Raw genomic sequence first — 26954 nt, forward strand, 5'->3', positions numbered from 1 at the left:
TTTCCTCCAAAAGTAACCCGGCATCAGCCGTTCCGCGCCTTCTTCGCGCGCTCTATCTCCGCGAGAACCGCCGCCCTGTTCTCGTCCGCGAGCGACTTCTCGTCCATGTATGCGGACAAATCGCCGCCGTTCCATGAGGGGGCGTCGTCCGAGCCGATTCCCGACGCGATGCTGAGCGCCGCCCGCTTCGCGAATACGAGGCTTTCGAGCAGGGAATTCGACGCGAGCCTGTTCCGCCCGTGGACGCCGTTGCAGCTCGTCTCGCCGACGGCGTAGAGCCGCCCCTTCGACGTGAGGCTGTCCGAGTTTACGGCGACGCCGCCCATGAAATAGTGCTGCGCCGGAACGACGGGAATCGGCTCCTTCGTGCAGTCGAACCCCTCGTCGAGGCATCTCTCGTATATGTGCCTGAAGTGCGTCATGATGACGTCCTTCGGAATCCGCTCCATCGAGAGCCTGACGAACGGCGTCCCGTCCTTCTCCATCTGCCTGAAAATCGCGCCGCTCACGACGTCCCTCGGCTGGAGCTCGTCGGTGAACCGCTTGCCCTGCGCGTCGAGGAGGATTCCTCCCTCGCCCCGGACGCTCTCGCTGACGAGGAACGCGCGCCCCGGCTTCTTCGAGTAGAGCGTCGTCGGGTGAATCTGGATGTAGTCTACGTCCTTGAGATGGATTCCGCGCCTGAGCGATATGGCGAGCGCGTCGCCGGTGAGGTGCGGGTAGTTCGTCGAGTGTGCGAACAGGCCGCCGATTCCGCCGCACGCCCAGACCGTCCTCTTCGCCGTCACGGGGACGATGTGCCGCCCCTGGAAATTCCGCGCCGAGGCGGACTTCGCGAGCGGGGAGGAGCCTGTCGCCGAGACGATTATGCCGCCGCAGCTTCCGTCCTCTTTCTCGATTATGTCGAGCATGTCCGCGTTCTCGAAAATGCGCACGTTCCGGAGCTTCCTCACCGCCGAAAGGAGGTGTGACGTAATCTCGCGCCCAGTCACGTCCTCGTGGAAGAGAATCCGCGGGACGGAATGCGCGCCCTCACGCGTGAAGGCGAGGCTTCCGTCGGCCTCCTTCTCGAACTGCGTCCCGTACGACACGAGGTCCGAGATGACGTCCCTCGACGAGCGTATCATGATGTCGACGCTCTCCTTCGTGTTCTCCCAATGTCCCGCCCTCATCGTGTCCTCGAAGTACGAGTCGTAGTCCCCGTCGTCGCGGAGCATGCAGATTCCGCCCTGCGCGAGGTAGGAGTCGCATTCCTCGGCGGCAGCCTTGGTGAAAAGCGCGACCGACAGCGTCTCGGGAAGGTTCAGCGCGCAGTAGAGCCCGCCCACGCCCGTCCCGACTATCGCCACGTCGCAGGAGAAAAATCCGTCGCCGAAAACGAATCCAGCCATAAAATCCCCCTTCTTCCTTCTTCAGCGGGACGCGAGCTCAAGCATACGCTCGAGCGGGCGCGAGCTTGAGTCCCTGAGCTCCTCCGACACACGCGCGCGCGGGGCCATGCCGGCGAGGCAGTCCCTGACTTTCTCGAGGGTAATCTTCTTCATGTTCGGGCAGACCTGCCGCGCGCCGACGCTGAAGAACTGCTTGCCCGGCGAGCGCTTCCTCATCTCGTGGAGGACGCCGCTTTCCGTGCAGACGATGAACGAGCCGGCCCCGTCGCTTTCCGTGAACTCGATGAGCTCCTTCGTGCTTCCGATGAAGTCGGCCATGTCGCAGACCTCCTTCATGCACTCGGGGTGGGCGATTATCTTCGAGTCGGGGTGCTCCCTGAACGCGGTCTCGATGTCGCGCGCCGTTATGCTCGTGTGGACGTGGCAGAACCCGTCGTTGAGTATGAAATTCTTTTCCGGAACCTGCTCCGCTATGAACCGCCCGAGGTTGCCGTCGGGGATGAAGAATATGTTCTTGTTCTTGAGGGCGCGCACGACCTTGAGCGCGTTCGACGATGTGACGCAGACGTCCGAGAGCGATTTGAATTCAGCCGTCGAGTTTATGTAGCAGACGACGGCGAGGTCGTCGTATTTCTCCCGCATCGCCCGTATCTTTTCCGCGTCGACCATGAGCGCCATCGGGCAGACAGCCGACGTCTCCGGGATGAGGACGGTCTTGTCCGGGTTGAGGACGCACGCGCTCTCGCCCATGAACGTCACGCCGCAGAACACGACGGTCTTCCTCGGGTCGCCCCGTGCCGTCTTCGCGAGCGCGTATGAGTCCCCGACGAAATCGGCGACATCCTGCACGTCTCCGTCAACGTAATAATGCGCGAGGATGACGGCGTCCCGCTCCTGTGCGAGCCGCCGTATCTCCGCCTTGAGTTTTTCCTTGTCAATTTCAGCCATATTCCAGTACCTGTGAGAGAAGTTGCGTGCAGTGTAGCAGATGTTAATCCACCTGACAAGACAGCAGCCTTCACATCTGGAATGCCGCCGTCAGCCTCCCAGCGCCGCGGCTGCGGCGAGCGCCATCATGTTGTATGCCGCATGGGGGACGAGAGCGAACCATATCGACCTCGTGGCGGCGATTGTCCTTCTGAGCGCCGCCCCGCACACGAGCGCGTTGGCGACCCCGAGCGCCCCCTGGTAGGAATGCGCCGCCGCGAAAAGCAGGACGCCCGCGCATTCGGGAACCATCGCCGGGATTTTCCCGCCCGACGAGAGCAGCGACTTCAGCTCCTCGGGAAGGTACATCCTGTAAAGCACCTCCTCGTAGAACGCCGCGCATATGACCGCGCCTGCGGCTCCCAGCCACCCAGCAATGCCGCAGGGCGCGGAAAGACGCGCCGAGCCCGCCCCGGAAAGATGGCCCGCCAGCGCCGCGAGCGCTGACGACACGCACAGGGCGCCGAAGGCGGCGAGGCTCACGCCCGACAGCACGGCAATCCTCATGGCCGTCCACCTGCTCTGGAAGCGGATGAGGTGGACGTTCCTGTGCCGCGCGTAGAGGAGCGCCGCCGCGGTTGTGAGCGCGACGAGCCTCGCCGAAAAAGCGGGGGCGGGGAGCGTTCCCGCGCTGCCGTCCGCTCTCCCGGCTCCCGAGACGATGGGCGGTATTACGAGGAGCGCGATGACGAGCGCAAGCTCCGCCTTCTGCATGTTCCTGTCCAAATTGTTCTCCTTCCCGTCTCCGGGACAAAAAAAGCCGGCATGGTTTCCCCTGCCGGCTGATGCGTACGTTGCTGCCGCCTAGTACTTTGACTCGGCGTATCCTATCCAGCCCTCTTTCTCTATAAGGGCCTTCTCGAATCCCTCAAGCTTGAACGGATAGCTTTTTGAGAAGCTTCCCGCGATGAGCTTGACCTTCCAGGTGCCGTCCTCCTTCTCCTCTATCTTGCATTCCGTCTCCTTGTTGGCGAAATTCCGGAACATGTCCTCGACGTCCTTCTTCGGCATGTCGAGCGCGAGGAGCCCGCAGTTGTACATGTTCTGGCGGAAGATTCGCGCGAAGTTCGGGGCGATTACCGTGTAAATCTCGTTCACCTCAAGTGCCCACGGCGCGTGCTCGCGGCTGGAGCCGCATCCGAAGTTCTCCCTCGTGATGATGACCCTCTTGCCGGGAACGTCGCGCTTGGCGTCGAACCCGTCGAGCTTGAGATCCTCAAGGCAGTACGGCTTGAGCGCCTGCTTGGAGATTTCCGTCAGATACTTTGCGGGGATGATTTCGTCGGTGTTTATGTCCGAGCGATCGAGAAACAGAACGGGTCCACCAAATGCTTTCATAAGTCACTCCTTCTTATATTAGCCTTTATAAAGCTCTGAATTGGTTATCGTTCCCGCGATTGCGGTAGCGGCTGCGCTTGCCGGGCTCATGAGATGCACCATGCCGCCCTTGCCCATGCGCCCGTTGAAGTTGCGGTTCGTCGTCGACGCGCAGACCTCGCCCTCCGCGAGGACTCCGTTCGACATGCCGAGACACGCGCCGCAGGTCGGGTTCGTCACGCAGAATCCTGCCTCGAGGAACGTGTCAATGATTCCCTCCGCGACCGCCATCTTGTAGATTTTCGGCGTCGCCGGGCTGACGATTCCGCGCACGCCGTCGGCGAGGTGGTGTCCCTTGAGCACCGCCGCCGCTATCCTGAGGTCGGATATGCGACCGTTCGTGCAGGAGCCGATGTAGACCTGGTCAACCTTCGTTCCCTTCATCTCGGAGATTTTCTTTATCTGGTCCGGCTTGTAGTTTATCGTGCAGACGGGCTCGAGGTCGGAGAGGTCCTCCGTTATGACCTTCTCGTACTTCGCGTCGTCGTCGTCGCGCCATTTCGCGTAGTCGGCGAGGGCGGCCTCCTTCGTGCCGTACTCGTCCTTGATGAATTCCCAGAGGTAGTCGACCGTCTTTTCGTCGGGGAAGCAGATGCCGCTCGTTCCGCCGGCCTCGATCGCCATGTTGCAGAGCGTCATGCGCTCCTCCATTCCCATCGCGTCCACGACGGGCCCCGTGAATTCGACGACGCAGTTCGTTGCGCCGTTCACGCCGATTTTCCCGATGAGGTGGAGTATGACGTCCTTCGCGTACACGCCTTCCTTGAGCTTGCCGTTGAGAATGAACTTGACCGTCTTCGGCTCGCGGAACGAGCAGACGCCCTTGAGGATTCCGACCTCAAGGTCTGTCGTCCCGACGCCCGCGGCGAACGCCCCGAACGCGCCGTGCGTGCATGTGTGGCTGTCGCCCATTATGACGGTGTATCCCGGGCGGACGAAACCTTTCTCGGGGAAGATTGCATGGCAAACACCATTAGCTCCGATGTCGAAGAAATCCTTTACGTTGTTGCGCCGGGCCCAGTCCCGCAGGATTTTTCCCTGCGTCGCCGTCTTGCTGTCCTTCGCCGGCGTGACGTGATCGATGACCGCCTTGATTTTCGTCGGGTCGAAAACCCTGTCCATGTTGCGCTCCACGAGGTCGTTTATGGCGACTGGAGTTGTGATTTCGTGGCAGAAGACCCTGTCCAGCTTCAGAACGTACGTTCCGGAGAAAGGACTGTCTACCAAGTGCGACTCGAAAATTTTCTGAGCAATGGTCTTTCCCATTTTGCCTACTCCTAAAAATGTAATTGTTTAATTTTAATTGCAGAGTGGCAATTAGTCAAACATGGCGGGATTCGGGGGCGGGGGGAGGGGAAGGACGTCACCTTCCCATGTAGTATACGGAGAACGCTATCGAGAGCGCGAGCACGAGCAGCATCACGGGATATGTCCATCGGGGGAGCGAGCCGTCCTGAGCGCCGTTGCGCGCGTCTATCGCGGAAACGAGCCGCCTTCTGGCTGCCCTCGACGCGCCGTTCTTTTCCTTTATGTTCTTCATCGGGCTCCGTGCCGCGGAGTAGCCGCAGACGGGGCATCCGTTCCTGAATTTCTCGTTCGAGCCGGTCGCCCCGCATGACGGGCACCGCACCGACGCGAAGAACCTGCCGCACTTCCGGCAGAACTTCGCGTTTCCGGGAACCTCCGAGCCGCAGCTCTCGCAGAAGAATTTCGCGCTTGGTGACTTCTTCATCGCGGGGCGCTCATGCCGTTATCTTGAGGACGAGCCTTGAGGAGTCGTTGGAGACCACGAGCGCCGATACGGGGCGGATGTCGTCGCCGACCATAATCGTCGCCGCCTTTATCTCGGTCGCCTCGGGCAGGTTCGCGGCGAGGGACGGTATGTCGGGCGAGAACTCGAGCTTCGTCCCGTCATATCCGCGCGCGTCCCCCGAGACGAGGGCGAGCGTTATCGGGTTCGTGAAAACGAACGAGCACGGGCATTCCGCGCGCTCTCCGTCCGCTTCCTCGTCCCCCGCGCCGTTTTGCGCCCCTTCGCCCGCATTGTCCTCGTGCGGGGGCTCCTTCTTCGCGGCAGACGGTATGCCCGAGAGTATGTCCCTGAGCTCCCCGAAGCCGTTCTCGGATGAGAACGAGCCCGACACGTTCAGCGCGTCCGCCTTCTTCTGCTCGTCCTCGGAGAGCTTCGCCTGCGTGCTTCCGACGTACAGGATGAGCTTGGGCGGCACGCGCGAGTTCGACGCGGAGAACTGCGCGAGCGTCTTCCAGTGCCGCGGATAGTCCTCCGTGCTTATCACGATTATGTGCGGGGCTATCTCCTCGATGTTGTCGAGCGCCTTGAGAAGCCACCTGTAGACGATGACGTCGTAACCGAAATCCTCCAGTACCGACCCGATGTTGTCTATGACCTTCTCGTTGTCCGCTATTACAAGTGCCTTCATGTGCGCCTCCTTCGTTGGTTCACTCCGTTCCTAGGTTCGTCACGGTGTAGTCGTATATCTGCCAGATTCCGTCGCGCTGCCGCACCTTGTAGACGTACTTCTTCCTCTCGGTGAAATTCGGGTGCTTGAAGAATTCCTCGACGGTTACCGTCCCGTCCGTCTTCGAGTATGACGTCTTCTCGATCGAGAACTTGTTCGGGATGGCAACGATGTCGTGGTCTATCCTGCTCTGCGTGAGGTCCGTCTTGTACGAGTCGAGCATCCTCCGCCTCTCGTCCGCGGACGCCTTCGAGTACCTCCGCGCGGTCTCGCTCGTCCTGAGCATCATCGCCTCGAGGTCCATGTAGAGGAAATACTGGTCCCACAGGGATTTCTGCCGCGCGACAATCGTCTGCTCGACGACCTTGTCCGGCGGGATGACCTCGGGCTTGAGCAGCGACGCCGTCCCCGCCTGCACGGGGAGAACTGACGACGACGATGCCGAGGGCGCCGGGCGTATGTCGACGCTGAGCCTGTTCGAGGAGAGCTTGACCGACCTCGACTTGTAGAGCTCGGGGTAGAAGTCCATCTGTATGTAGTAGATTGACGGCTCGTCGAACGAGATGTAGTTCTTTACGTCCTCTATGAAGGAGTACGACTCCCCGGACTCTATCGTTATGTCCCTGTAGTAGACGTCGTTCTTTGAAGAGCGGTGGTCGATGAGGCTTGCGGTCTGGGGCAGCATCGTGTTCTTTATCGTGTTCGCCCTGAAGTCGAGGCTGAACATCCTCTCGTCGGCGAGCTTGAACCTGAGCGTGTCCGTCCCGTTGTTCACGATGGACACCTTGACGTAAATCGGGTTGTCCTGCGCCCCGCTGGGGTAGTAGAGGGTCCTGTCGTGGAACCCTATCACCACGGACGCCCCCGAGAAGTCTTCCGGGGCGCGCTGCCCGGTGGTGGCTGCCTGTGCCTGTGCAAAAAGAGCCAAAGAAGATATAATGGCGGTCAAAATTCGTTTCAAAACGTTCACTCCCAGGATGCGCATGTTTCATGGGCGCAAATCCATTTTTTATTATCGGAAAAAAATATGAAATCATTATTATCAAATTGCTCGATTTCGGTCACGGGGCGATGGGCTGAATTCGGCAGGTCGGCCCGCTCCTGCGCGTCCGGCGCCGGACGCGTCGACGTCGAGGGGCTTTCCGGCTCGTCCGCGGGATTCTTCGCGGCGGGCATAGTCGATTCCGTGAGGGATTCCGTCCTCGCGGCGTTCTCGCGTGGCTCCGTTCCGCCCGACCCGTCGTCCCTCGACTTCCTCGTCGTCGTCCCCTCGGAGCGCGACGTCCGCGACGTCCGCGTCGACATGGAGACGGCGCTCGGCTCCTCCGTGGAGTTCCACGAGCTGCCGTGGTGGAGCTCCGCCTCGTACAAGCCGCTTGCGAGGGGCGCGTCGGTCTTCGGGAGGCGGGCGGGCGTTCTCTCCCTCATGCTCGGGAGGAGGCCCGTCACGCAGTCTTCGCGGCCGCGCGTCTTCATATCGTGCCAGCGTGCCGTCGTGGCTCCGCTTCCGCCCGCGTCGTCGTTCTCGGGGCGCGAGGTCGTCCTTTCTGAAGGTCAGTCCGTCGATACGGTGCGGGTGGCGTCCCTCCTTTCCGGGATGGGCTACGTCCGCGTTCCGCGCGTCTGCGTCGCCGGCGAGTTCACGCTCCGGGGCGAGGTGCTCGACGTCTTTCCCCCGGAGCGAGAGAACCCAGTCCGCGTGAACTTCGATTTCGACGAAATCCGCTCGGTGAAGGAGTTCGACGCGGAGACGCAGGGGACGAGGATATCCGTGGGAAGCGTCCACGTCGGCCCGATGAAGGAGGTCGTCTGGGACGGGCAGGCGCTTTCCCGCGTGAGGGAGGCGTTCGCCGGCGCGCGCCTTTCCGGGGAGGCGGAGGCGAGGCTTGAGTCGATGCTCGGCGAGCTTTCTTCGTCCGGCGAGTGCGAGGGCGAGGAGCTCCTGTATCCCGCCATCTGGGACGAGCCGTCCACCGTAGTCGATTACATGGGGCGCGCGTCCACGGTGCTGCTGTTCGACTACGAGCGGCTCGACAACGCGCAGGAAAGCCTTTCGCGCGAGCTTGAGGGGATGTTCCGCAAGGTCAGGCCGTCGTTCCCCGCGCTTCCGCCCGGAATGATGGCGGCGGACTTCCGGGGCATCGTCGCCCGCGCGGAGGAGCGGCTGTCGCGGACCGTCGCGCTCCACGCCGTGCACGGCTCCGGCGCTGATTCCGGGTTCATCAGCATGGCGGTTGATGCGCCGCAGAGCTTCTTCGGGAATTTCGCGTTCATAAGGGAGCGGTTCGAGTCGCTGCAGGCGGATGGCTGGCGGATAATCATATTCGCGGACAACGCGAACCAGTGCGCGCGCCTTCAGGAGGTTTTCCGCGATTTCCGCGACGGCTCGGAGCAGGCCGCGGAAAAAATGCGGGCGAATTCCGCTCGCGGAGTCCCGTTCTATCCGGTCGAGATTCTCCCGGAGGCGATATCGGCGGGGTTCGGCATCCCGCAGGCGAAGGTCCTCGTCGTGCAGGAGAACGAGCTTTTCGGGCGGCGGAAGCAGGCGTCGCTCGTCTCGAGGCGCGTGAAGAGCGAGGCGATAGACACGTTCGTCGAGCTCGAGCCTGGGGATTACGTCGTCCACGTCAACTACGGAATCGGGCGCTTCAAGGGAATACAGCGGCTCGCCTCGTCGGAGTCCGAGCGCGATTTCATAAAAATCGAGTACGCGGGCGAGGAATTCCTCTATATACCGCTTGAGCAGCTGAACCTAGTGCAGCGCTATATCGGCAACGGCGGCGACTCGCCGCGGCTCGACACGATAGGCGGGAAAAGCTGGGAGAACAGGAAGGGGAAGGTCAAGAAGGCCGTCGAGGAGATGGCGGAGAAGCTCGTGACTTTGTACGGCAAGCGCAAGGTGAGCCGCGGGTTCGCGTTCGCTCGCTGGCCGGATTTGGAGGCGGAGTTCGACGCGGCGTTCCCCTACGAGGACACGCCCGACCAGTGCAGCGTCACGCGCGAGATAAAGGACGACATGGAGCGCCCCGTCCCGATGGACAGGCTTCTCTGCGGCGACGTGGGGTACGGTAAGACCGAGGTCGCGATGAGGGCGGCGTTCAAGGCTGTCCTGTCGAAGAAGCAGGTCGCGTTCCTCGCTCCGACGACGATTCTCGCCGAGCAGCATTTCGAGACGTGCGTGGAGCGGTTCGCGAACTTCCCCGTCGTGATAAAGCAGCTGTCGCGGTTCGTCGCGCCCAAGGAGCGGAAGGAGACGCTCGCCGCGCTCGCCGCCGGGCAGGTCGACATAATCGTCGGGACGCACCGGCTCCTCCAGAAGGACGTCGTTTTCCGCGACCTCGGGCTGATGATAATCGACGAGGAGCAGCGGTTCGGCGTCAAGGACAAGGAGCGGCTCAAGACGATGAGGACGAACATCGACTGCCTTTCGATGAGCGCGACGCCGATTCCGAGGACGCTCCACATGAGCCTCCTCAAAATCCGCGACATGAGCCTCCTGACGACGCCGCCCCAGACGCGGAAGCCCATAGAGACGTTCGTCGACGCATATGACGACGAGAAGGTCGCTCGGGCGATACGGAACGAGGTCGAGCGCGGCGGGCAGGTGTTCTTCCTCCACAACCGCGTCGAGACGCTGCAGGAGACGTGCCGCACCATCGAGCGCCTCGTCCCCGAGGTTCTCGTCGATTTCGCGCACGGGCAGATGTCCGCCGAGGAGCTCGACGACATTTTCCGCCGGTTCAAGATGGGCGGATTCCACGTGCTCGTCGCGACGACAATCATAGAGAACGGAATCGACATACCGAACGTCAACACGATAATAATCGACCGCGCCGACATGTACGGAATCAGCCAGCTCTACCAGCTCCGGGGCAGGGTGGGGCGGAGCGACAGGAAGGCGTTCGCGTACCTCCTCTATCCGGGAAACAAGGTGCTTTCCGAGGTCGCGATGAAGCGGCTCCAGGCGATTTCCGATTTCACCGAGCTCGGGAGCGGGTTCAAGATTGCGATGAAGGACATGGAAATCCGCGGCGCCGGAAACCTGCTCGGGCGGGACCAGAGCGGCGACGTCTATTCCGTCGGGTTCGACATGTACGTGCGCCTTCTGACGGACGCGATAAACAGGCTCACGAAGGAAGGGTACAAGGAGGAGCGCGACGTTCTCATCGAGCTCGAGTACTCCGGGTTCATTCCCGACACCTACGTCCACAGCGTGCAGACGAAGATGGAAATCTACAAGAAGGTTGCCGCCGTCCAGACGAAGGAGGAGCTTGCCGGACTTTGCCTCGAAATCGAGGACAGGTTCGGGCCGATCCCCGACGAGGTGTACAGCCTGATGAGCCTCGCCGAGGTGAGGATAATAGCGCGCCGGCTTTCCGTGGATTCGTTGAAGGAGAAGGGCGGGACGGTGCGCGTCTCCTTCCGGCAGGCGTCCGACATTCCCGTCGACAAATTCATGCGGCTCCTCGCAGGGAACCCCGCGCAGGTCAAGGCCGACTTCTCCGACCAGAAATCGTTCCTGCTCGTGTGCGGGAAAATCGGCCTGAAGGAGAAGGGCGAATTCATAAAGGAGAAGCTCGAGGCGCTCCTGTGACGCGTTTTCGGGAAGGACAGCTCCCATCAATTCGTTTTTTTGGCGGTTCGTTGTAGAAAAAATCGGAAATTTATCTGATAATGACGTCTCGCCGATAAAAACACGGGAAATAAAATATAAAACGAGGGTTATGAAAAAATGGTTTGCAGAAAAAGAACATCGCTGAAATTGTTCGGGGCGCTCGTCGTTGCGGGCTCCCTTCTGTTCGCATCGTGCTCCTCAACCCAGGTCACCGCGCTGACGGAGGAAATCGACAGCCAGAACAAAATGATAGAGAAGCTCGAAATCGAAAAGGACGAGCTCGAAATCGAGCGGGCAGGGCTGAAAGGTGAAATCGACTCGCTGAACGAGAAAATCGCAAAGAAGGACTCCGAGATTTCGTCACTCAACAAGCAGCTTGAGGAACTGGACGCGAAGGCGAAGGGGCAGTCGTCCGAGAACGACGCCCTCCGCAACCAGCTCAACGCGAAGACGTCCGAGGTTGCCGGGCTCAAGAAGGAGCTCGACGCGAAGACTGCGGAGCTCGCCTCGAAGAACAACGAGTTCGCGAGCCTGAAAAAGGAGATTGATGCCCAGAAGAAGGCTGCCGAATCCGCGAAGAAGGAGGCAGACTCCCAGAAAAAGCTCGTCGACACCGCGAAAAAAGACGCTGATGCCGCGAAGAAGCAGCTTGCCGACGCGAAAAAGTCATCCGACGCGCAGGCGAAAGAGATTGCTGACCTGAAGAAGCAGCTCGACGCCGAGAAGAAGTCTTCGTCAGCGAACGCCGACGCCGCAAAACAGCTTGCCGACGCGAAGAAGTCGTCCGACGCACAGGCGAAGGAGATTGCTGACCTGAAGAAGCAGCTCGACGCCGAGAAGAAGTCTTCGTCAGCGAACGCCGACGCCGCAAAGCAGCTTGCCGACGCGAAGAAGTCGTCCGACGCGCAGGCGAAGGAGATTGCCGATCTGAAGAAGCAGCTCGACGCCGCGAAGAAATCATCCGCAGCAAGCGCTGACGCGAAAAAAGCGGCTGATTCCCAGATAAAGGAAATCGCCGACCTGAAGAAGCAGCTCGACGCCGCGAAAAAAGCCGGTGCCGATTCCGAAAGCCAGGCGAAGAAGGCAGCTGCCGACCTTGCTTCGCTCAGGAGCGCCTACGACGAGCTCCGCAAAGCAAAACCGCTTCCCGAGCTTGATTTTCCGAATTTCCCGGTCAGCGAGAACGATTCGCATGTCGTCGTCACGAAAGTCGAGGGCGAATATGTTAGCATAGAATGGGACGAGGAAGGAAAAATCGTAATCATTCCTTATTGGTTCTGGCAGAAGCTCAACGATTATGACCACAGCGTTGTCGACGTGAAGACCGAGTACGGCAAACTCCTTGAACAGTCGCGCCGCGCGACCCCCGCAAAGGATGCCAAGTAAATAACAACAAACGGAAAAATCCCGTGAATATTTCGTTCACGGGATTTTTTTGTCAAAAAACAGTTTCTAAAAGAAAAATCGCGAGAACTCATCGTCAATAAAAGAGAGCCCCTGATTTTTATATTTCACACAATAACTGCCTATAATGCGTATTCTGTCTACTTTGTTCTATTTAATTTCTTGTATAATGTATATCTAATAAATATCAACTATTTTTCTGTATCAAAAATAAATAATGTTATTTTGCGATTTATAGGTATTTGACTAGTTGTTTTATATAGTATATATGGCCAATTTCATAATATTGCATAAAAGTCAATACGTGTAATTTGTAATAAATGCTTTGAAAATAAATTCTTGTAAAATGTATAGGTTTATAGGCATAAAAAAAGAGCATCGCGAAAACGATGCTCTTTTCATGAGAGATATGCGATTCGAACGCACCACCTTCAGCTCCGGAGGCTGACGCTCTATCCAAATGAGCTAATCTCTCGTAAAGTTGATGAAAGATTTATAAAAAATCGTGAAAAATGTCAACTGGAGGAACGCTGATTTTATGGAAAAACTCATTTTGGCTTCTAATTCCCCACGAAGAAAGGAGCTTCTTGGTGTGCTTGGCGTGCCGTTCGATGTCGTTGTGCCGGGGTGCGATGAGTCCTACCCCGCTGATACGGAGCCTCTTTCCGTTCCCGCTGTGATTGCGAGGAGAAAGGCGGAGGCGGTTTTGGGGTGCGTGCCCGCGGGAAGCGTTGTTGTCGCCGCCGACACGATGGTGCATTTTCGGGGGCGGCTTTTGGGAAAGCCTCGTGACGAAACTGAGGCGCGCGGTTTTATCAGCATGCTGCAGGGGAACGTGCACGATGTCGTGACGGGCGTCGCCGTGTCGCGCGGAAGGCGCTGCGATGTCGTCTCCGTCGTGACGAAGGTGGAATTCCGGAGCATGGACGAGGCCGATATCGAATGGAATCTGTCTCGCGGGGAATGGAAGGATGCCGCCGGCGCGTACAAAATCCAAGGGGCGGCCGCATGTTTTGTGGAGAGAATCGAAGGCTCCTACAGCAATGTCGTGGGCTTGCCCATTTCAGTCGTTTATGATATGTTGAAAAAACAGGGCTTTGATTTCCGTTGAGGACGATGTTCCTGTCGGTGCTTGTGATGGCTGTTCGCCGGAGCATGTGTCGAAATTTTCCGGGCTGCGTTTTTTTCCGCAGTTACGAGAAACAGAGTTTGGTGGAAGACCAAGGGTCTTCCTGTGAAGGAGATGGTTATGGCAGTTGTAACCATGAAGAGCTTGCTTGAGTCCGGAGTTCATTTCGGTCATCAGGTAAAACGTTGGGATCCGCGCATGAAGAAGTACATCTTCGCAGAGCGCAATGGAATTCATATCATCGATTTGCAGAAAACAATCGCGGCAATCAAAGACAGCTACGAGGCAGTCCGCAAGATTGTTTCTTCAGGAAAATCAGTTCTCTTCGTCGGAACGAAGAAACAGGCGCAGCAGGCAATCCAGAAAGAAGCTGAGCGCTGCGGGATGTATTATGTGAACAACCGCTGGCTCGGTGGTATGCTCACGAACTTCTCTACAATCAAGAAATCACTTCAGAGACTTAAGAAAATCGAGAAGATGGAAGTCGACGGAACGTTCGACAACCTCACGAAGAAGGAAGTTTCGTCTCTTCAGAAGGAAAAGGCAAAGCTCGAGAAGAACCTCGGCGGCGTCAAGGACATGAAGGAGCTTCCGGGAGTCATCTTCATCATCGATACGCACAAAGAGCAGAATGCCGTCGCAGAAGCTCTCAGGATGAAGATTCCTGTGGTCGCAGTCGTTGATACGAACTGCAACCCTGAGGGAATCACCTACCCCATCCCCGGAAACGACGACGCAATCCGCGCAATTTCGCTTTTCACATCTGTCATCGCGAACGCTGTTCTTGAGGCTGACAACGAGCAGGGACTCAAAATCATCGAGACTGTCGATGAGGAAGAGGTTGTTACCGACGCTTCCACAAAGGAAGACGATGAGGAAATCGACTACAGCAACTACACTCCTTCTGCGAACGACAAGAACGACAAGGAAGAGGATTCTGATTCCGATGTCGATTACGAAGAGAAATTCACGAAATAACATTGGGGTCTGAAAAAAATGGAAATAAAAGCTGCTGACGTAAAATCATTGCGCGACAAGACTGGCGCCGGAATGATGGAGTGCAAGAAGGCACTTATCGAGGCTAACGGGGACGCTTCTGAGGCTGAGAAAATCCTCAAGGAGAAAGGTCTCGCCGCTGTCGCAAAGCGCGCCGAGCGCGCAACGTCTGAGGGACGCATTTTCATCCGCCAGAACGGAAACAAGATTGCCGTCGCTGAAATCACCTGCGAGACTGATTTCGTCGCGAAGAATGCTGATTTCATCGCCCTCGGTGAGAAAGTGCTCGATGTCGCATGCGACAAGGGCTACACGAAAATCGAGAAAGAGCTTGAGGACCTCGTCCTTGAGCTTGCTACGAAAATCCGCGAGAACATGGCGCTCCGCAAGTTCGAGGTTGTCGATGTTCCGGCAGGCGCTTCTGCCGCTACATACGTCCACTCTGACTTCAAGACGGCGGCTGTCGTCGTCGTCGAGGGTTCTGATGCCGAAGCCGTGAAAGTGTTTGCGAAGGACTGCTGCTTGCACCTCGCCGCATTCACTCCTTCATACATCGAGCAGAAGGACGTTCCGCAGGCTTACATCGACGAGCAGAAGGAAATCTTCGCCGCACAGATGGCTCAGGACGAGAAGATGGCTTCAAAGCCCGATAATGTAAAGGCCGGAATCCTTCAGGGCAAAATCAACAAGCATCTCGCTGAGATTTGCTTCGTTGACCAGATGTTCGTAAAGGACGACAAAGTTTCGGTCGCGAAGAAACTCGAGCAGGTTTCAAAAGAGGCCGGTGCTAAGCTTTCGTTCGGAAAGATTTGCCTTTTCGTTCTCGGAAAGTAAGCCCGTTCTTAAAACAGCAAACTCGAAGGACAACTCTGTTGTAATTTGATAGAAGCGGTCGGAGTCTAATTTGAGGTTCTGGCCGCTTTTTTAGTTTGGCATGTGGGGATTCAATCCCGTTTTTCGGGCTGGAACCCATAAATTTTATTATATAAAGGAGTATATTATGGCTTTCGATGCATCGGCTCGTATGGAAAAGTCAATCGCATCCTTCAAGGATGCACTCAACACGATTCGCACAGGACGCGCTTCCGCTGCCATCTTCGACAAGGTTCGCGTTGACTATTACGGGAACAAGTCGCCCCTTAATCAGGTGGCGAACATTTCTATTCCCGACGCGCGCTCCGTCCTGATTGCTCCGTTCGACAAATCACTCATAACAGAAATCGAGAAGGCGATTCTCGTCGCTGACCTCGGGCTCAATCCCTCGAACGACGGAAAAGTCATCAGGATTGCGATTCCCGCGCTCACCGCTGACCGCCGCAAGGAGCTCGTCAAGCAGGCGAAGATGCTCGCTGAGCAGTACAAGACGGCCATCCGCAACGTTCGCCGCGACGGAAACGACGACCTCAAAAAACAGCAGAAGGCCGGCGAAATCACGGAGGATCAGCTCAAGAAGGATACCGACAGCCTCCAGAAACTGACGGACAAGAATATCGCCGAAATCGACAAGCTCGTCGATGCGAAAGAGAAAGAGATTCTCGCCTGATTCTTAAGCGATGGACATTGAAAAATTGAAATCCAACGGAGTTCCCCGTCATATTGGCATAATAATGGACGGGAACGGCCGTTGGGCGAAAAACCGCGGGCTTCCGCGGACCGCAGGGCATAAGGAAGGTCTTTCTTCCGCAAAAAGAATTGTCGCGGCGGCCGCCAGCCTCGGTATCGAATACGTCACCCTCTACACATTCTCGACGGAAAATTGGAAGCGCGCCCAGGAGGAGGTCGGATACCTCATGGGACTGATAAAAGGTCATCTGCGCGCCGAATTCGAATTCTACAAAAAAAACGGAATCAGGATAGACCATATCGGGGATATAGAAGGACTTCCCGAAGATGTCAGGAACGAGATTCTGAAAGCGAAGGACGACACGAAGGATTTTACCGGAACGACGTGCGTTCTCGCCATAAATTACGGAAGCCGCGACGAAATTGTCCGCGGCATAAGAAAAATCGCAAAAAACGCTGATATTTCAAGCGAAGACATAGATGAGGCATTCGTCTCGCGCGCCCTGGACATACCGGGGCTTCCCGACGTTGACCTCATGATACGGACCGGTGGCGAGAAAAGGCTGAGCAACTTCATGTTGTGGCAGTGCGCCTACGCGGAATTCATCTTCACGGACACGCTTTGGCCTGAGTATGGTGAGGAGGAATTCTTCTCCCATATAGGGCAATTCCAGGGAAGGAACAGGCGTTTCGGGGGAGTCCCCGGTCAGGAAGCAAGGAGCTAAAGAGATGAGGAAAATACTTCCAAGACTTTGTACGTTCGCAATCGGAACGCCGTTAGTTATAGGGCTTGTTTATCTGGATGTGATGCATCATCTTCCGCTGCACATACTACTCGCGGTCTGCTCCTTGCTTGGCGCGAACGAACTTCACCGCATATTCTCCAGCTCTTTCGCCACGCAGCCGAAGACGCTTGTCATTGCGATGAGCTTGCTCCCCACCCTGCTCGCTTCGGCATGCGCGATATTCGGGCTGAACGAATCGCTCATAAACTACGCGTTCATGGGCGCGATAATGGTCTGCATGGCGTGGGAGGTGATTGTCTCGAAGACATTCGAGAATTCGAACGGAAGCATGGTGACGTCGGTATTCACCGTACTCTACTGCGGATTTTTCGTCGCGTTCATCGCGCGGATGACGACCGTGGAGAATTCCCGGGTTATAATCGCCGTCTACCTTCTGATGGTTTTCATGTGCGACTCGATGGCGTGGTTCTTCGGAAATTTGTTCGGAAAAAACAACAAGGGATTCATAAAGGCAAGCCCGAACAAGAGCATCGCCGGATTTCTGGGCGGATTTTTCGGCTCGGTCTGCGTCGGGCTCGTGGCGCATTTCCTTCGGCCCGACGTTTTCGGCGGGAGGACTGTTTGCGTCGTCTTGCTCGGGCTTTTGACGGCGTTCGCTGCGATAATCGGAGACCTTGTCGAGTCCGTGCTCAAGCGCTCGAGCGGAATCAAGGACAGCGGGCATCTTATTCCCGGACGCGGGGGAATGCTCGATTCTCTCGACTCGATCGTGTTTGCCGCGCCTATTTTTTACCTTTCTTACAGGATGATTTTCTAGATGGTTGATACGAATAATGCGGAGGGACGGAAAAGGGTTCTCGTTTTAGGATGCACAGGTTCGATTGGCACGAGCACGCTCGACATAGCGCGGAACGAGCCGTCATATGCCGTTTGCGGGCTCACTGCGAACCGAAACGCGGAGAAGCTTGCGTTGCTCGGCGCCGAATTTTCGTGCCCCACCCTGCTGGCGTCGGCCGTCGCGCGCGACGGCTTGAAGGATGCGTTCGCGTCGTTCATCGCGGAGACGAGGCCCGATATAATCGTGAACGGAATTGCCGGAAGCGCGGGTCTCGTCCCGAGCATCGCGGCGCTTGAGGCGGGCGTCGATTTGGTTCTTGCAAACAAGGAATCCGTAGTCATGGCGGGCCCGCTCATATTCGCGCTCGCAAAGAAGAACAATTGCAGAATACTTCCCGTCGATTCCGAGCATTCGGCGATTTTCACGCTGCTTCGGCAGTGCGGGCGGGAGAATGTCGACAGGCTTGTCATAACGGCAAGCGGCGGCCCGTTCAGAACGTGGGAAAAAGAGCGCATCAAGAACGCGACGCTTGCCGATGCGCTGAAGCATCCGACATGGAGCATGGGGACAAAGATAACGGTGGATTCCGCGAGCCTCGGGAACAAAGGGCTTGAGGTAATCGAGGCGTGCCGTCTTTTCGGTTTTTCCGCCGATGACGTGCAGGTTGTCGTCCATCCTCAGAGCATCGTCCATTCACTTGTCAGGACGCGTGACGGCGCGATATACGCGCAGATGAGCGAGCCGGACATGAAGCACCCGATTATATCAGCATTGTCATATCCCGCCGTAAGGGAAAATTTCATGAAGCCGTTCGACCTGACGGATTTCGTCTGCGGCGAAACGGTTCGGACGCTCACGTTCGAGAAGCCGCGCACCGATGCGTTCCCGCTCCTTTCGATTGCGTTCGGAGCCGCGAGAACTGACGGATTCGCGCCGATTGCGTTCAATGCGGCGAACGAGGTCGCTGCGGGCGCCTTCATCGAAGGAAAAATCGGCTTCGGCAGGATTCCGGAGATTGTCGGAGCAACACTCGACGCGGAAAATTGGGCGGGCGATGTGCGCGACCTGAAGGACGTATTCGAAAGCGACCGACGCGCGCGGGAAATCGCCGCGGGTTTCATTTCCGGGAGCTGATTCGGATGGGGATTGTATACGGGCTCCTCGTTCTCGAAGCTATCGTTTTCCTCCACGAGCTCGGGCATTATGCCGTCGGGCGCCTGCTCGGGATGGATGTCGAGAGCTTTTCGCTCGGCTTCGGGCCGGTGATATTCCACAGGGAGGCGTTCGGCACCGACTGGAGGATTTCCCTTGTTCCGCTCGGGGGCTACTGCGCGTTCAGGGACGAGGTTTTCGACGAGTTCGCCGTGCAGAAGGAAGGCTCGTACGGCGCCGCCCGTCCGATTTTCCGTGCCGCAGTGAATTTTGCGGGTCCCCTCGTCAATTTCATCGTCGCGTTCATGGCGCTCGTCGTTGCCGCGATGTCGTGGAAAACGGCGTATTCGCAGGAGCCTGTTGTCGAAATCGCGTCGGAATCCGTTCATGGCGTGCATTCCGCCGCCGGAGACGCCGGCATTATGAGCGGGGACAGGATTGTCTCGATTGACGGCGAGCGCGTGGCGGCATTTTCGGATATAAGGCGGCTCGTCTCGGACCGTCCGGGCGAGGTTCTCGAAGTCGTTTTCGAGCGGAACGGGACTTCGGGCGCGGAGATGAAGAGCACGTCCGTGAAGGTCGGGCAGTCCGGGGATGCCGGGGTGCTGGGTGTCGTCGCGATGAAGGAGAAGATTCCGCCGGAGCCGTTTTTCCGCGCTGTCGCGTCGGGTTTTTCGGGCGCGCTGAAGATGGTCCGCCTTACGGTCGGGGTATTCTCCCCGTCGAATTTGAGGGCGGCATTCGGGGGGCGCGGTATCGTTGACGGGATATCGGAGAATGTCGCGGGTCCCGTGCAGATTATGTCGCTCATCGGCGACACCGCTTCGTCGGGGCTTCCCCCCTTCCTGTATTTCGTCGCGCTCGTGAACGTGTCTCTGTTCGTCCTGAACATGCTTCCGGTCGCGCCTTTTGACGGGTTCGGGATTGTCCTCGCGTTCGTTGAGATTTTTTTCAGGAGAAGACCATCGAAAAGGGTGCGCTCCGCCATCGGCATTTTCGGCACGGCGGTTATAGCGTCGCTTTTCTGCGTGGCCGTTCTAAGCGATTTCGTATACATTCAGGAGTTGTTGAAAAATGTTTGGAAATAACCCATTCGTCCGTTTCGGTGCTGCGGCATGTCTCGGATTCTTTTTCGGAGCTTTTGCGTCCGCGCGCGAGTCGGGGCAGGCGCACCAGAAATCAGTGTCCGTCGTGTCGGGAAATCAGTCCGGCTCTGTTTTCAGCGCGGGCGAGGACGGATTCCTCATAAAATGGCTTCCCGACGATATGGGCGAGCATTACCAGGTCAGCGAGCTTGCGGTGAAGAAAATCGCGCAGCATCCGAACGGGAACGATATCGCCGTGTACGAGACTGACGGCGCTTCCTACAACAGGGTCTGCATCTGGGACTGGAAGAACCAGCGCCGGAAGAACATATTCCGCTTCAACGACCCGATAACGAGCCTCTCCTACTCCGCGAAGGGAACGTACCTTGTCTGCAGCACGACGGCGATGGGCGGGGCGTACTTCATCAACTCGTCGACCGGTCGCATAGAGAAGAAGCTGAAGGAGACGTCGGCGGCATTCACCTTTGCGCAGACTGGCGACAGCGAGAAGAAAATCGTGATGTACCTTCCCACGGGAACAATCGCGTACCACGACCTCCACAGCGGCGAGCTCGTCGGGAAATTCGACACGGAGCCGGCGCTCGAGGATGTCTGCATGTTCGGCTCGTCGCGCTTCCTTGCCGGAAGGAAGGGACGGACGGTTTTCGTAATCCACGCGATGACGGGGCGGACGCTCGGGACGTTCAACGCGGGCGGCGCCGTCCTTATCGGCTCGAATTCGTCGGACAGCCTTTTCTACATATCGAACGAGAGCAGGCAGTTCAAGCTGTTCGAGGTGAAGTCGGAGAACGGGAAGTCCGTCGGCAATCCGGAGCTGCTCCGCACGTTCAGCGGGATACGGGACAGGGATTCCGTCGTTTCCGCGGCGATGTCGGGCGAGTCGATTTACGCGGGAACGAAAAGCGGCAACGTCTACAAATTCGATTACATTCAGGCGGAGCGCGTAGACGTCCTCCAGCCCATAACGGACGACAGTTTCGACACTGTTCTCGACATTTCGCCGTGCGGCGATAATTTCTACATACTTTCCCCCTCGTCCATCCACAAGGCGTTCTACAATGACGGGTACATCGACAGATTGTGCGGGAATCCCGGATATTCCGACATGATTGCATACGGCGACGATATAATCCTCTGGACGAAGGATTCGAGGAAGCCCGTCGTGAGAATCAATCCGGCGAGCGGCGAGACAAGCCAGATTTTCACGCCGGGCGGGGCGCTGCAGAACCTTAGGGTGTGGGGGGAGACGCTCCTTTCCGTCGAGTCGAATTCGACGGTTGCGCGGGTGGACATCGCGACGGGAAAACGCTCCGTCATTTACGAGGGCGCGGGAATTCAGGATGCCGTCGCCTGCAACGAGACGGATTTGTACATCGCAAAATCGAGCGCGACGAAGCCGAACGTCCCGCTGCTGTACGTCAACATCGGGACGAGGGAGACGGTTCCGCTTCCGCTAGATGGAACGTTCGCGTACGCGCTGAATTTCGACGACGCGAATTCGCGGAACGAGATATACGGAATCGTCATAAGCACGCAGGGCGGGAAGCAGACGACGTCCATATTCGCCTACGACACGGAACGGAAATCCGCGCGGACGTTCTTCCCGACGCAGGACGAGGATATCGGCGCGTTCATGAACCTCACCTGGCCGAACCTCTACACGAACGTGGGAAAAAGCGATGCGCGCTCGTACAACCTGAAGACGAAACGGGATTTCAAATACAAGAGGGACGAGTCGATGCCTCTCAAGGTCGTCAGAAACGGAAAACGCGTCGCAGTACTCAACAGGAACGGTTCTATCAGTTGGTACAATGCCGACCTCGCGAATATAATATCGAACTGGTATCTCAGCAGCGACGGTCAGTGGAACGAGCTCTGACGACTGGCGTCGCGGATTTTTTCAAGGAGGAAAATATGGCTGGAAAACGGCTTGCAGTTGTCGCGTCTTTTGTGATGTCTGCCTTTGCCCTTGCGTTTGCGAAGGAGAGCAAATCCGACAAGTTCTTCACGCTCGTCGAGTCTCCAACGACGACGGCCCGGGACATAAAGAAAGAAATTTCCGGCATGGAGGGCTTAACGCGCGGCGACGACAAGGAGACCCTTCTCATGGCGGCGCTGAAGGCAGACCGCGGCGTTGCCGTCATAACTGCCATCCTTGAGTCAGGCGTCGATGCCGACAAGAAAACGAAGCAGAAGAAAACGGCGGTCATGTACGCCTGCCAATATTCGAGCGATGCCGAGGTCGTGGACAAGGTGATATGCTACGGCACGCTCACGAAGGGCGCGCGGAAAAAGAGAATCCTCGCGAAGGACAAATCCGGCATGAATTCGTTCGCGTATCTGAAAAAGAACCAGAACGCCTCCTCGGTCGAGCACATCCTTGCCGTTCTCGCAAAATACGCCGATGTCCCGAAGGATTTTTCCGGCGCAAAAGCCGAGCCGGCGGCGGACATTCCCCCAAAGAATGAGGAACCTGTTCCCGTCCCCGTTCCGATTGAGGAGCCTGTCGCAAAAACGGAAAATGTTTCCGCGACGGACGAAGCCGTTCCCGATGCGAATCCCGCGCCCGTCGAAAGCGCACCCTCCCCTGCCGCGCAGGCGGAGGAATCGAAAATTCCCGTTGAGGAGGCTTTTTCCGCGCCTGTCGTGGAGGAGGCCGCAGTACCGGAACGGACGGAAGATGCGGGCGGAGCCGATGATAACGGCGGAAAAGAAGCCCGCAAGGAAATCTCGCCGTACCGCTCCGTTTATCTCTACGATTTTGCCGATGACGGCAGCGACGAGGGGCTTATCCCGATTGCGATTGAGATTGAGGGCGATTCGATGCGGAAGAGAATCGAGTCCGTGAACGAGCAGGATTCGGACGGGCGGACGAAGCTCATGATTGCGGCTCGCGACGGCAACATTCCGCTGATGAAGGATTTGATATATTCCGGAGCGTCAATCGACATGAGCGACAAGGACGGGTGGACCGCATTGATGTTTGCGGCGCGCCATCAGGGCGACAGGAAAACCGTCGATTTCCTTCTTTCGAACGGGGCGAATTTCAGGAAGAAGAACGGGTTCGGCGTGACGGCGCTCATGCTCGCGGCCGTGTACAATCCCGAGCCGTCCGTAACCGAGGCGCTTCTTGAAGGGCGTTCCGCGACGGAGAGCGACGTCCGGGGCGCGTTCGTGCAGGCGGTCGCGGCAGAATCCCCGCTTTCCGTCCTTTCGGTGTTCCTTGCCCGGGGAATATCGCTCAACACGCCGTTTGACGACAAAACTCCGCTGATGTACGCCGCCGAATCGAACAGGACGACCGCCGTAATCGGATGGCTTCTTTCAAACGGCGCGTCGAAGAATTACAGGACGATAGACGGAAAATCCGCGTTCGACTTTGCGGCGGAGAACAGAAAGCTTCCTCATGACGAGACGTATTGGGCGCTTTCTGTCAGAAAATGAGAAATTCGGAGGAATGAATGAGAATCACAGGGGGAAAACTCAAAGGGCATGTCGTGAAATGCCCCGACGGAATAATCAGGCCGGCGATGGACAGGATGCGCGAGTCCGTCTTTGCGATACTCGGCGACCTTTCAGGAAAATCGTGGCTCGACCTTTTTTCGGGGAGCGGGACGATTGCGATAGAGGCCGTCTCGCGCGGCGCGGCGCGCGTCCAGCTCTGCGAGAAGGACAAGATAAAGGTGAAGCAGGTGCTTGAGAACGTCGCCGTGACGGAGCGCATCTGCAACGTGAAAATCGGGTGCCATTTTCTTGCGGTCGAGCTTTTCCTGAAAAGATGCCGCGACACGTTCGACTACATTTTCCTCGACCCGCCGTTTCCGTACAAGTTCAGGACGGAGCTTCTGAAGACGATTTCTGAGCGGAGGCTTCTCAACCCGGAGAATCCCGACGCGATGGTCATGATTCACTTTCCGGAGGAGGACACGCCGCCGGACGAAATCGGCTCGCTTTTCGTATGCGACAAGCGCGTCTACGGGCGCTCAATCGTTCATTTTTACAAAATGAAGGGAATTCAGACCGAGACCGCGGAAAAATGACATCCATTCTTCCTTGACAATCGGTTTATTTATGATAGCATTAAGATTCGTATGAATGAAGAGGACATTAAGAAAACCATTTCAGAACACGAGATTCCGAACGGTTTCATAAAAGTCTCGGAGCAGCCGCTCGGCACGCTTTCCTCCGAACAGAAGGCCGTGCTGAACAGGAAAGGCAACGCTTTGTTCAATTCCGGCAAGATGGATGAGGCTTGCCGAATTTTTATGACGACGGGGTATTCGGACGGACTTACAAGAATCGGGGATTTTTACATGAAGAAGAACAAGGAGCTTCAGGCGCTGAAATTCTACGTTCTGGCGCACAACGGCCGAAAGGCGTCCCCCATATACGAGAAAATATCGACGATGCTTTCCGCGTTGCTGAAATAATCGTAAAAAACAAATCCAAAAAAGTGGGTAGGTAAAAAAATGAGTGACGAATTAATGGCGGAACCGGAGCTTCCGCAGCAGCAGGTCATCGACGTCAACCAGAATTCCGAGATTTCGGAGCTGTCGAAGACGGGGTATCAGGCGCTCAAGGAGAACAGGCTCCTTGACGCGGAACAGTCCTTCAAGAGAATTCTTTCGATTGAAGAGAACAACAACTACGCGCTTGTCGGACTCGGCGACTGTGAGCGCAAGCAGGGACGGTTCAATTCCGCCGTCTCGTATTATCAGTCCTGCCTCAACTATCATCCCGGAAACAATTACGCGCTGTTCGGGCTTGCCGACTGCTACAAGGCGCTGAACCAGTTCCCGCGGGCAATCCAAATCTGGGAGCAGTATCTTGTCCACGACGACAGGAACATAACCGTCCTCACGCGCGTCGCCGATGCATACAGAAAGACGAAGGATTTCCGGAAATCGAAGGAGCTTTACCTGAAGGTTCTCGACATGGAGCACGACAACGCGTACGCGCTCATCGGTTTGGGGCATCTTCATTACGATTTCAAGGAATACAAGGATGCCCTCTATTACTGGACGCGCATGCTCCAGCAGAACGAGGATTCCGTCGACATAAGGGTTCTTACGTCAATCGGAAACTGCCACAGGAAGCTGAAGACATTCGACCAGGGAATCCCGTATTTTGAGAAAGCGCTTGAGGGAAACCCGAACAATTTCTACGCGCTGTTCGGGCTTGCCGACTGCTACCGCGGCATGAACCAGCAGTTCCGCTCAATCGAGTACTGGAACCGCATCCTTGAGAACGACCCGAAAAACAAGGTAATTCTCACGCGCGCGGGGGATGCTTACCGCAACACCGGCGATTACAAGACGGCTACGGAATATTACAACAAGGCGATGGACATCGACTTCGACATATACGCCGCGCTGGGGCTTGCCCTCATCTGCAAAGGCGAGGGAAAATTTGACGAGGCGGTGGAGAGGCTCAGGACGCTCATAAACGGCGACCCGAAAAATTTCCGCCTGTACATCGACCTTGCCGACTGCTACGTGAAAATGGGAAGAAAGGACAAGGCGATCGACACGCTCAAGAATTTCGGGCGACAGGGAATACGGAATCAGGCTGTTGCGGAGATGCTCGCGCGCCTCGAGAGTTCCCTGTAATTCAGTCCGGAAATTTGGCTGTTGTGCCTGAAAATCGCGCCTTTTGGCGCGATTTTTAATTCATCGACATGCCCGAAAAAGAAACTGCCGTGCATGTCCAGCGAGAGGAAAATGGAAGATAGAATTGAGTTGGCGGGGCTTACCCCCGAGGAGATAAACGAGAAGCTCGGATTTTCGCAGAAATTCCGTGGAAGCCAGATTTTTCAGTGGATAGGCCGCGGCGCAGAGTCGTTCGATGAGATGACGAACCTGAGCGTTGCCTTGCGGCAGGAGCTTTCCGAGAAAGCCGTGCTTCGCTCGTCGTCGGTCTCGCAGGTGCTCCGCGACAGCGACGGAACGATAAAGCTGCAGATAACGCTCAAGGACGGGCTTGCCGTCGAGACCGTGCTCCTTACGGACAGGGAAGACAGGAAGACGGCATGCGTTTCGTGCCAGGTCGGCTGCGCGATGAACTGCGCGTTCTGCCAGACGGGGCATCTCGGGCTTGCGCGGAATCTTGATGCGGGCGAAATCGTCGAGCAGTTCCTCTTCCTCGAGAAGCATGCTGGACCGTTGGACAACATCGTTTTCATGGGAATGGGAGAGCCGATGATGAACCTTCCGAACGTGAGGAAGGCGATTTCTGTCCTCACCGATTCGCGCGGCAGGGCGCTTTCGGGGCGGCGGATAACGGTCTCGACTTCGGGCGTCATAAAAGGCATATACGACGTCGCCGACAACGGGCCTGCAATACGGCTCGCCGTGTCGCTCACGACGGCCGATCCCGAATTCCGCGAGAAGCTCATGCCGATAGGACGCACGAATCCCCTTTCCGAGCTCAGGAAGGCGATTTCCTATTTCACGGAAAAGACGGGCAAGCGCGTCACCCTTGAGGCAGCCCTCCTTCACGAGAAGAACACCGGCGAGGAAAGCGCGCGCAATATGGTTGAATTCGCGAAGGGGCTTGACGTCCACATAAACCTGATTCCGTGGAATCCCGTCGGGGGGCTTCCTTTCGAGGAGCCGACGTCCGCGGAATGCCGCTCCTTCGTGTCAATCCTCGAGCGCAACGGTCTGAACGTCACGCTCAGGACGCGCCGCGGCAGGGAAATCGGCGGCGCATGCGGCCAGCTCGGAAAGACGCTCGCGTCATCCCAGGGAAACGGGAAAAAACTCGAGTCGGAGTTCGACGAGGAGCCGTAAAAAACTCCATGCAATGGAGAAAATAGAGAGATTTGCCCGTATTGAGCCCGAAAAAAATCAATAAACTCATTGTGGAAATGTTCCGATATTGCTATTTCACTTTTTACGATTTATAATGCATTTGATTTTCATTCCACGTTTTATGGGGTTTTTTATGGAGAAAAAAATATACGTTGACGGAATGTTCGACGCGGACACTGCATCAAAAGTGCAGGCGGCAGTTTCAGCGGTTGCGGGCGTGAAAAGTTGTACCGCCGACCCGAACAAGTCGCAGGTTCATGTCGATTTCGACGGGGATGAGGGAGCAATCACCGCCGCTATCGCATCAGCGGGTGTTTCCGTCATCGGTTGATGATATTTATATAAGTTTTGGGAAAGC

Annotated in this window: 25 protein-coding genes and 1 tRNA gene; 17 read left to right on the forward strand and 9 right to left on the reverse strand. The window is 57.1% G+C overall.

Annotated features, from left to right (window positions below):
* Positions 1-23: 23 nt before the first annotated feature.
* From TRESADRAFT_RS10065 to TRESADRAFT_RS10100, 8 genes are all read right to left on the reverse strand, one after another.
* Positions 24-1391, reverse strand: coding sequence for an L-aspartate oxidase (locus TRESADRAFT_RS10065; protein ID WP_002705355.1), 1368 nt, complete (start codon positions 1389-1391; stop codon positions 24-26).
* A gap of 21 nt (positions 1392-1412) precedes the next feature.
* Positions 1413-2339 (reverse strand): quinolinate synthase NadA, encoded by a 927-nt coding sequence (gene nadA, locus TRESADRAFT_RS10070; RefSeq protein WP_002705356.1) that lies wholly within the window; start codon positions 2337-2339, stop codon positions 1413-1415.
* Positions 2340-2429: 90 nt separating this feature from the next.
* Positions 2430-3104 (reverse strand): CPBP family intramembrane glutamic endopeptidase, encoded by a 675-nt coding sequence (locus TRESADRAFT_RS10075; protein WP_040842878.1) that lies wholly within the window; start codon positions 3102-3104, stop codon positions 2430-2432.
* A 78-nt stretch (positions 3105-3182) separates the two neighbouring features.
* Positions 3183-3716: a 3-isopropylmalate dehydratase small subunit gene (locus TRESADRAFT_RS10080; protein WP_002705358.1), complete on the reverse strand. Its 534-nt coding sequence runs from the start codon at positions 3714-3716 to the stop codon at positions 3183-3185.
* 18 nt (positions 3717-3734) lie between these two features.
* A complete protein-coding gene (locus TRESADRAFT_RS10085) occupies positions 3735-5021 on the reverse strand; it encodes a 3-isopropylmalate dehydratase large subunit (protein WP_002705359.1) in 1287 nt (428 codons plus the stop codon).
* Positions 5022-5118: 97 nt separating this feature from the next.
* On the reverse strand, positions 5119-5487 hold the full coding sequence (locus TRESADRAFT_RS10090; RefSeq protein WP_002705365.1) for a zinc ribbon domain-containing protein: 369 nt from the start codon (positions 5485-5487) through the stop codon (positions 5119-5121).
* Positions 5488-5497: 10 nt separating this feature from the next.
* Positions 5498-6196: a type 1 glutamine amidotransferase family protein gene (locus tag TRESADRAFT_RS10095; protein ID WP_002705367.1), complete on the reverse strand. Its 699-nt coding sequence runs from the start codon at positions 6194-6196 to the stop codon at positions 5498-5500.
* Positions 6197-6215: 19 nt separating this feature from the next.
* Positions 6216-7163, reverse strand: coding sequence for a hypothetical protein (locus TRESADRAFT_RS10100; protein ID WP_245534347.1), 948 nt, complete (start codon positions 7161-7163; stop codon positions 6216-6218).
* A 99-nt stretch (positions 7164-7262) separates the two neighbouring features.
* Here TRESADRAFT_RS10100 and mfd point away from each other — a divergent pair, with 99 nt between their 5' ends.
* On the forward strand, positions 7263-10829 hold the full coding sequence (gene mfd, locus TRESADRAFT_RS10105; protein WP_002705371.1) for a transcription-repair coupling factor: 3567 nt from the start codon (positions 7263-7265) through the stop codon (positions 10827-10829).
* 138 nt (positions 10830-10967) lie between these two features.
* Positions 10968-12236 (forward strand): coiled-coil domain-containing protein, encoded by a 1269-nt coding sequence (locus tag TRESADRAFT_RS10110; protein ID WP_002705373.1) that lies wholly within the window; start codon positions 10968-10970, stop codon positions 12234-12236.
* 419 nt (positions 12237-12655) lie between these two features.
* Here the strand turns inward: TRESADRAFT_RS10110 and TRESADRAFT_RS10115 are convergent.
* Positions 12656-12729: transfer RNA gene (locus TRESADRAFT_RS10115), tRNA-Arg, on the reverse strand.
* 63 nt (positions 12730-12792) lie between these two features.
* Here TRESADRAFT_RS10115 and TRESADRAFT_RS10120 point away from each other — a divergent pair.
* The 15 genes from TRESADRAFT_RS10120 to TRESADRAFT_RS10190 all read left to right on the forward strand — a co-directional run bounded on the left by TRESADRAFT_RS10120 (position 12793) and on the right by TRESADRAFT_RS10190 (position 26927).
* Complete coding sequence (locus tag TRESADRAFT_RS10120; protein WP_002705376.1) at positions 12793-13365, forward strand: Maf family protein; 573 nt, start codon at positions 12793-12795, stop codon at positions 13363-13365.
* Positions 13366-13503: 138 nt separating this feature from the next.
* Positions 13504-14361: a 30S ribosomal protein S2 gene (rpsB, locus tag TRESADRAFT_RS10125; RefSeq protein WP_002705378.1), complete on the forward strand. Its 858-nt coding sequence runs from the start codon at positions 13504-13506 to the stop codon at positions 14359-14361.
* Positions 14362-14379: 18 nt separating this feature from the next.
* On the forward strand, positions 14380-15213 hold the full coding sequence (tsf, locus tag TRESADRAFT_RS10130; protein ID WP_002705380.1) for a translation elongation factor Ts: 834 nt from the start codon (positions 14380-14382) through the stop codon (positions 15211-15213).
* Positions 15214-15379: 166 nt separating this feature from the next.
* Positions 15380-15922, forward strand: coding sequence for a ribosome recycling factor (gene frr / locus TRESADRAFT_RS10135; protein WP_002705382.1), 543 nt, complete (start codon positions 15380-15382; stop codon positions 15920-15922).
* A gap of 10 nt (positions 15923-15932) precedes the next feature.
* On the forward strand, positions 15933-16667 hold the full coding sequence (gene uppS / locus TRESADRAFT_RS10140; RefSeq protein ID WP_002705383.1) for a polyprenyl diphosphate synthase: 735 nt from the start codon (positions 15933-15935) through the stop codon (positions 16665-16667).
* Positions 16668-16671: 4 nt separating this feature from the next.
* Positions 16672-17505 carry a phosphatidate cytidylyltransferase gene (locus TRESADRAFT_RS10145; RefSeq protein ID WP_002705384.1) on the forward strand — a complete coding sequence of 278 codons (834 nt, stop codon included), beginning with the start codon at positions 16672-16674 and terminating at the stop codon, positions 17503-17505.
* Complete coding sequence (dxr, locus tag TRESADRAFT_RS10150) at positions 17506-18660, forward strand: 1-deoxy-D-xylulose-5-phosphate reductoisomerase (RefSeq protein ID WP_002705385.1); 1155 nt, start codon at positions 17506-17508, stop codon at positions 18658-18660. It begins immediately after the preceding gene.
* Between the two features lie 5 nt (positions 18661-18665).
* Complete coding sequence (locus TRESADRAFT_RS10155; protein ID WP_002705386.1) at positions 18666-19766, forward strand: M50 family metallopeptidase; 1101 nt, start codon at positions 18666-18668, stop codon at positions 19764-19766.
* Positions 19753-21663 carry a WD40 repeat domain-containing protein gene (locus TRESADRAFT_RS10160; RefSeq protein ID WP_002705393.1) on the forward strand — a complete coding sequence of 637 codons (1911 nt, stop codon included), beginning with the start codon at positions 19753-19755 and terminating at the stop codon, positions 21661-21663. Before TRESADRAFT_RS10155 ends, TRESADRAFT_RS10160 begins: the two co-directional genes overlap by 14 nt.
* A gap of 35 nt (positions 21664-21698) precedes the next feature.
* On the forward strand, positions 21699-23228 hold the full coding sequence (locus TRESADRAFT_RS10165; protein ID WP_002705395.1) for an ankyrin repeat domain-containing protein: 1530 nt from the start codon (positions 21699-21701) through the stop codon (positions 23226-23228).
* 17 nt (positions 23229-23245) lie between these two features.
* Entirely contained in the window at positions 23246-23824 is a 579-nt protein-coding gene (locus TRESADRAFT_RS10170; protein WP_002705405.1) for an RsmD family RNA methyltransferase, read from the forward strand.
* Positions 23825-23875: 51 nt separating this feature from the next.
* Positions 23876-24214, forward strand: coding sequence for a hypothetical protein (locus tag TRESADRAFT_RS10175; protein ID WP_002705409.1), 339 nt, complete (start codon positions 23876-23878; stop codon positions 24212-24214).
* A 39-nt stretch (positions 24215-24253) separates the two neighbouring features.
* A complete protein-coding gene (locus TRESADRAFT_RS10180) occupies positions 24254-25393 on the forward strand; it encodes a tetratricopeptide repeat protein (protein ID WP_002705411.1) in 1140 nt (379 codons plus the stop codon).
* A 111-nt stretch (positions 25394-25504) separates the two neighbouring features.
* On the forward strand, positions 25505-26575 hold the full coding sequence (rlmN, locus tag TRESADRAFT_RS10185; protein WP_002705413.1) for a dual-specificity RNA methyltransferase RlmN: 1071 nt from the start codon (positions 25505-25507) through the stop codon (positions 26573-26575).
* Between the two features lie 154 nt (positions 26576-26729).
* Positions 26730-26927 carry a heavy-metal-associated domain-containing protein gene (locus tag TRESADRAFT_RS10190; protein WP_040842880.1) on the forward strand — a complete coding sequence of 66 codons (198 nt, stop codon included), beginning with the start codon at positions 26730-26732 and terminating at the stop codon, positions 26925-26927.
* Positions 26928-26954: the final 27 nt, after the last annotated feature.

Origin of the sequence: Treponema saccharophilum DSM 2985, assembly GCF_000255555.1 — a bacterium.
Classification (GTDB): domain Bacteria; phylum Spirochaetota; class Spirochaetia; order Treponematales; family Treponemataceae; genus Treponema_D; species Treponema_D saccharophilum.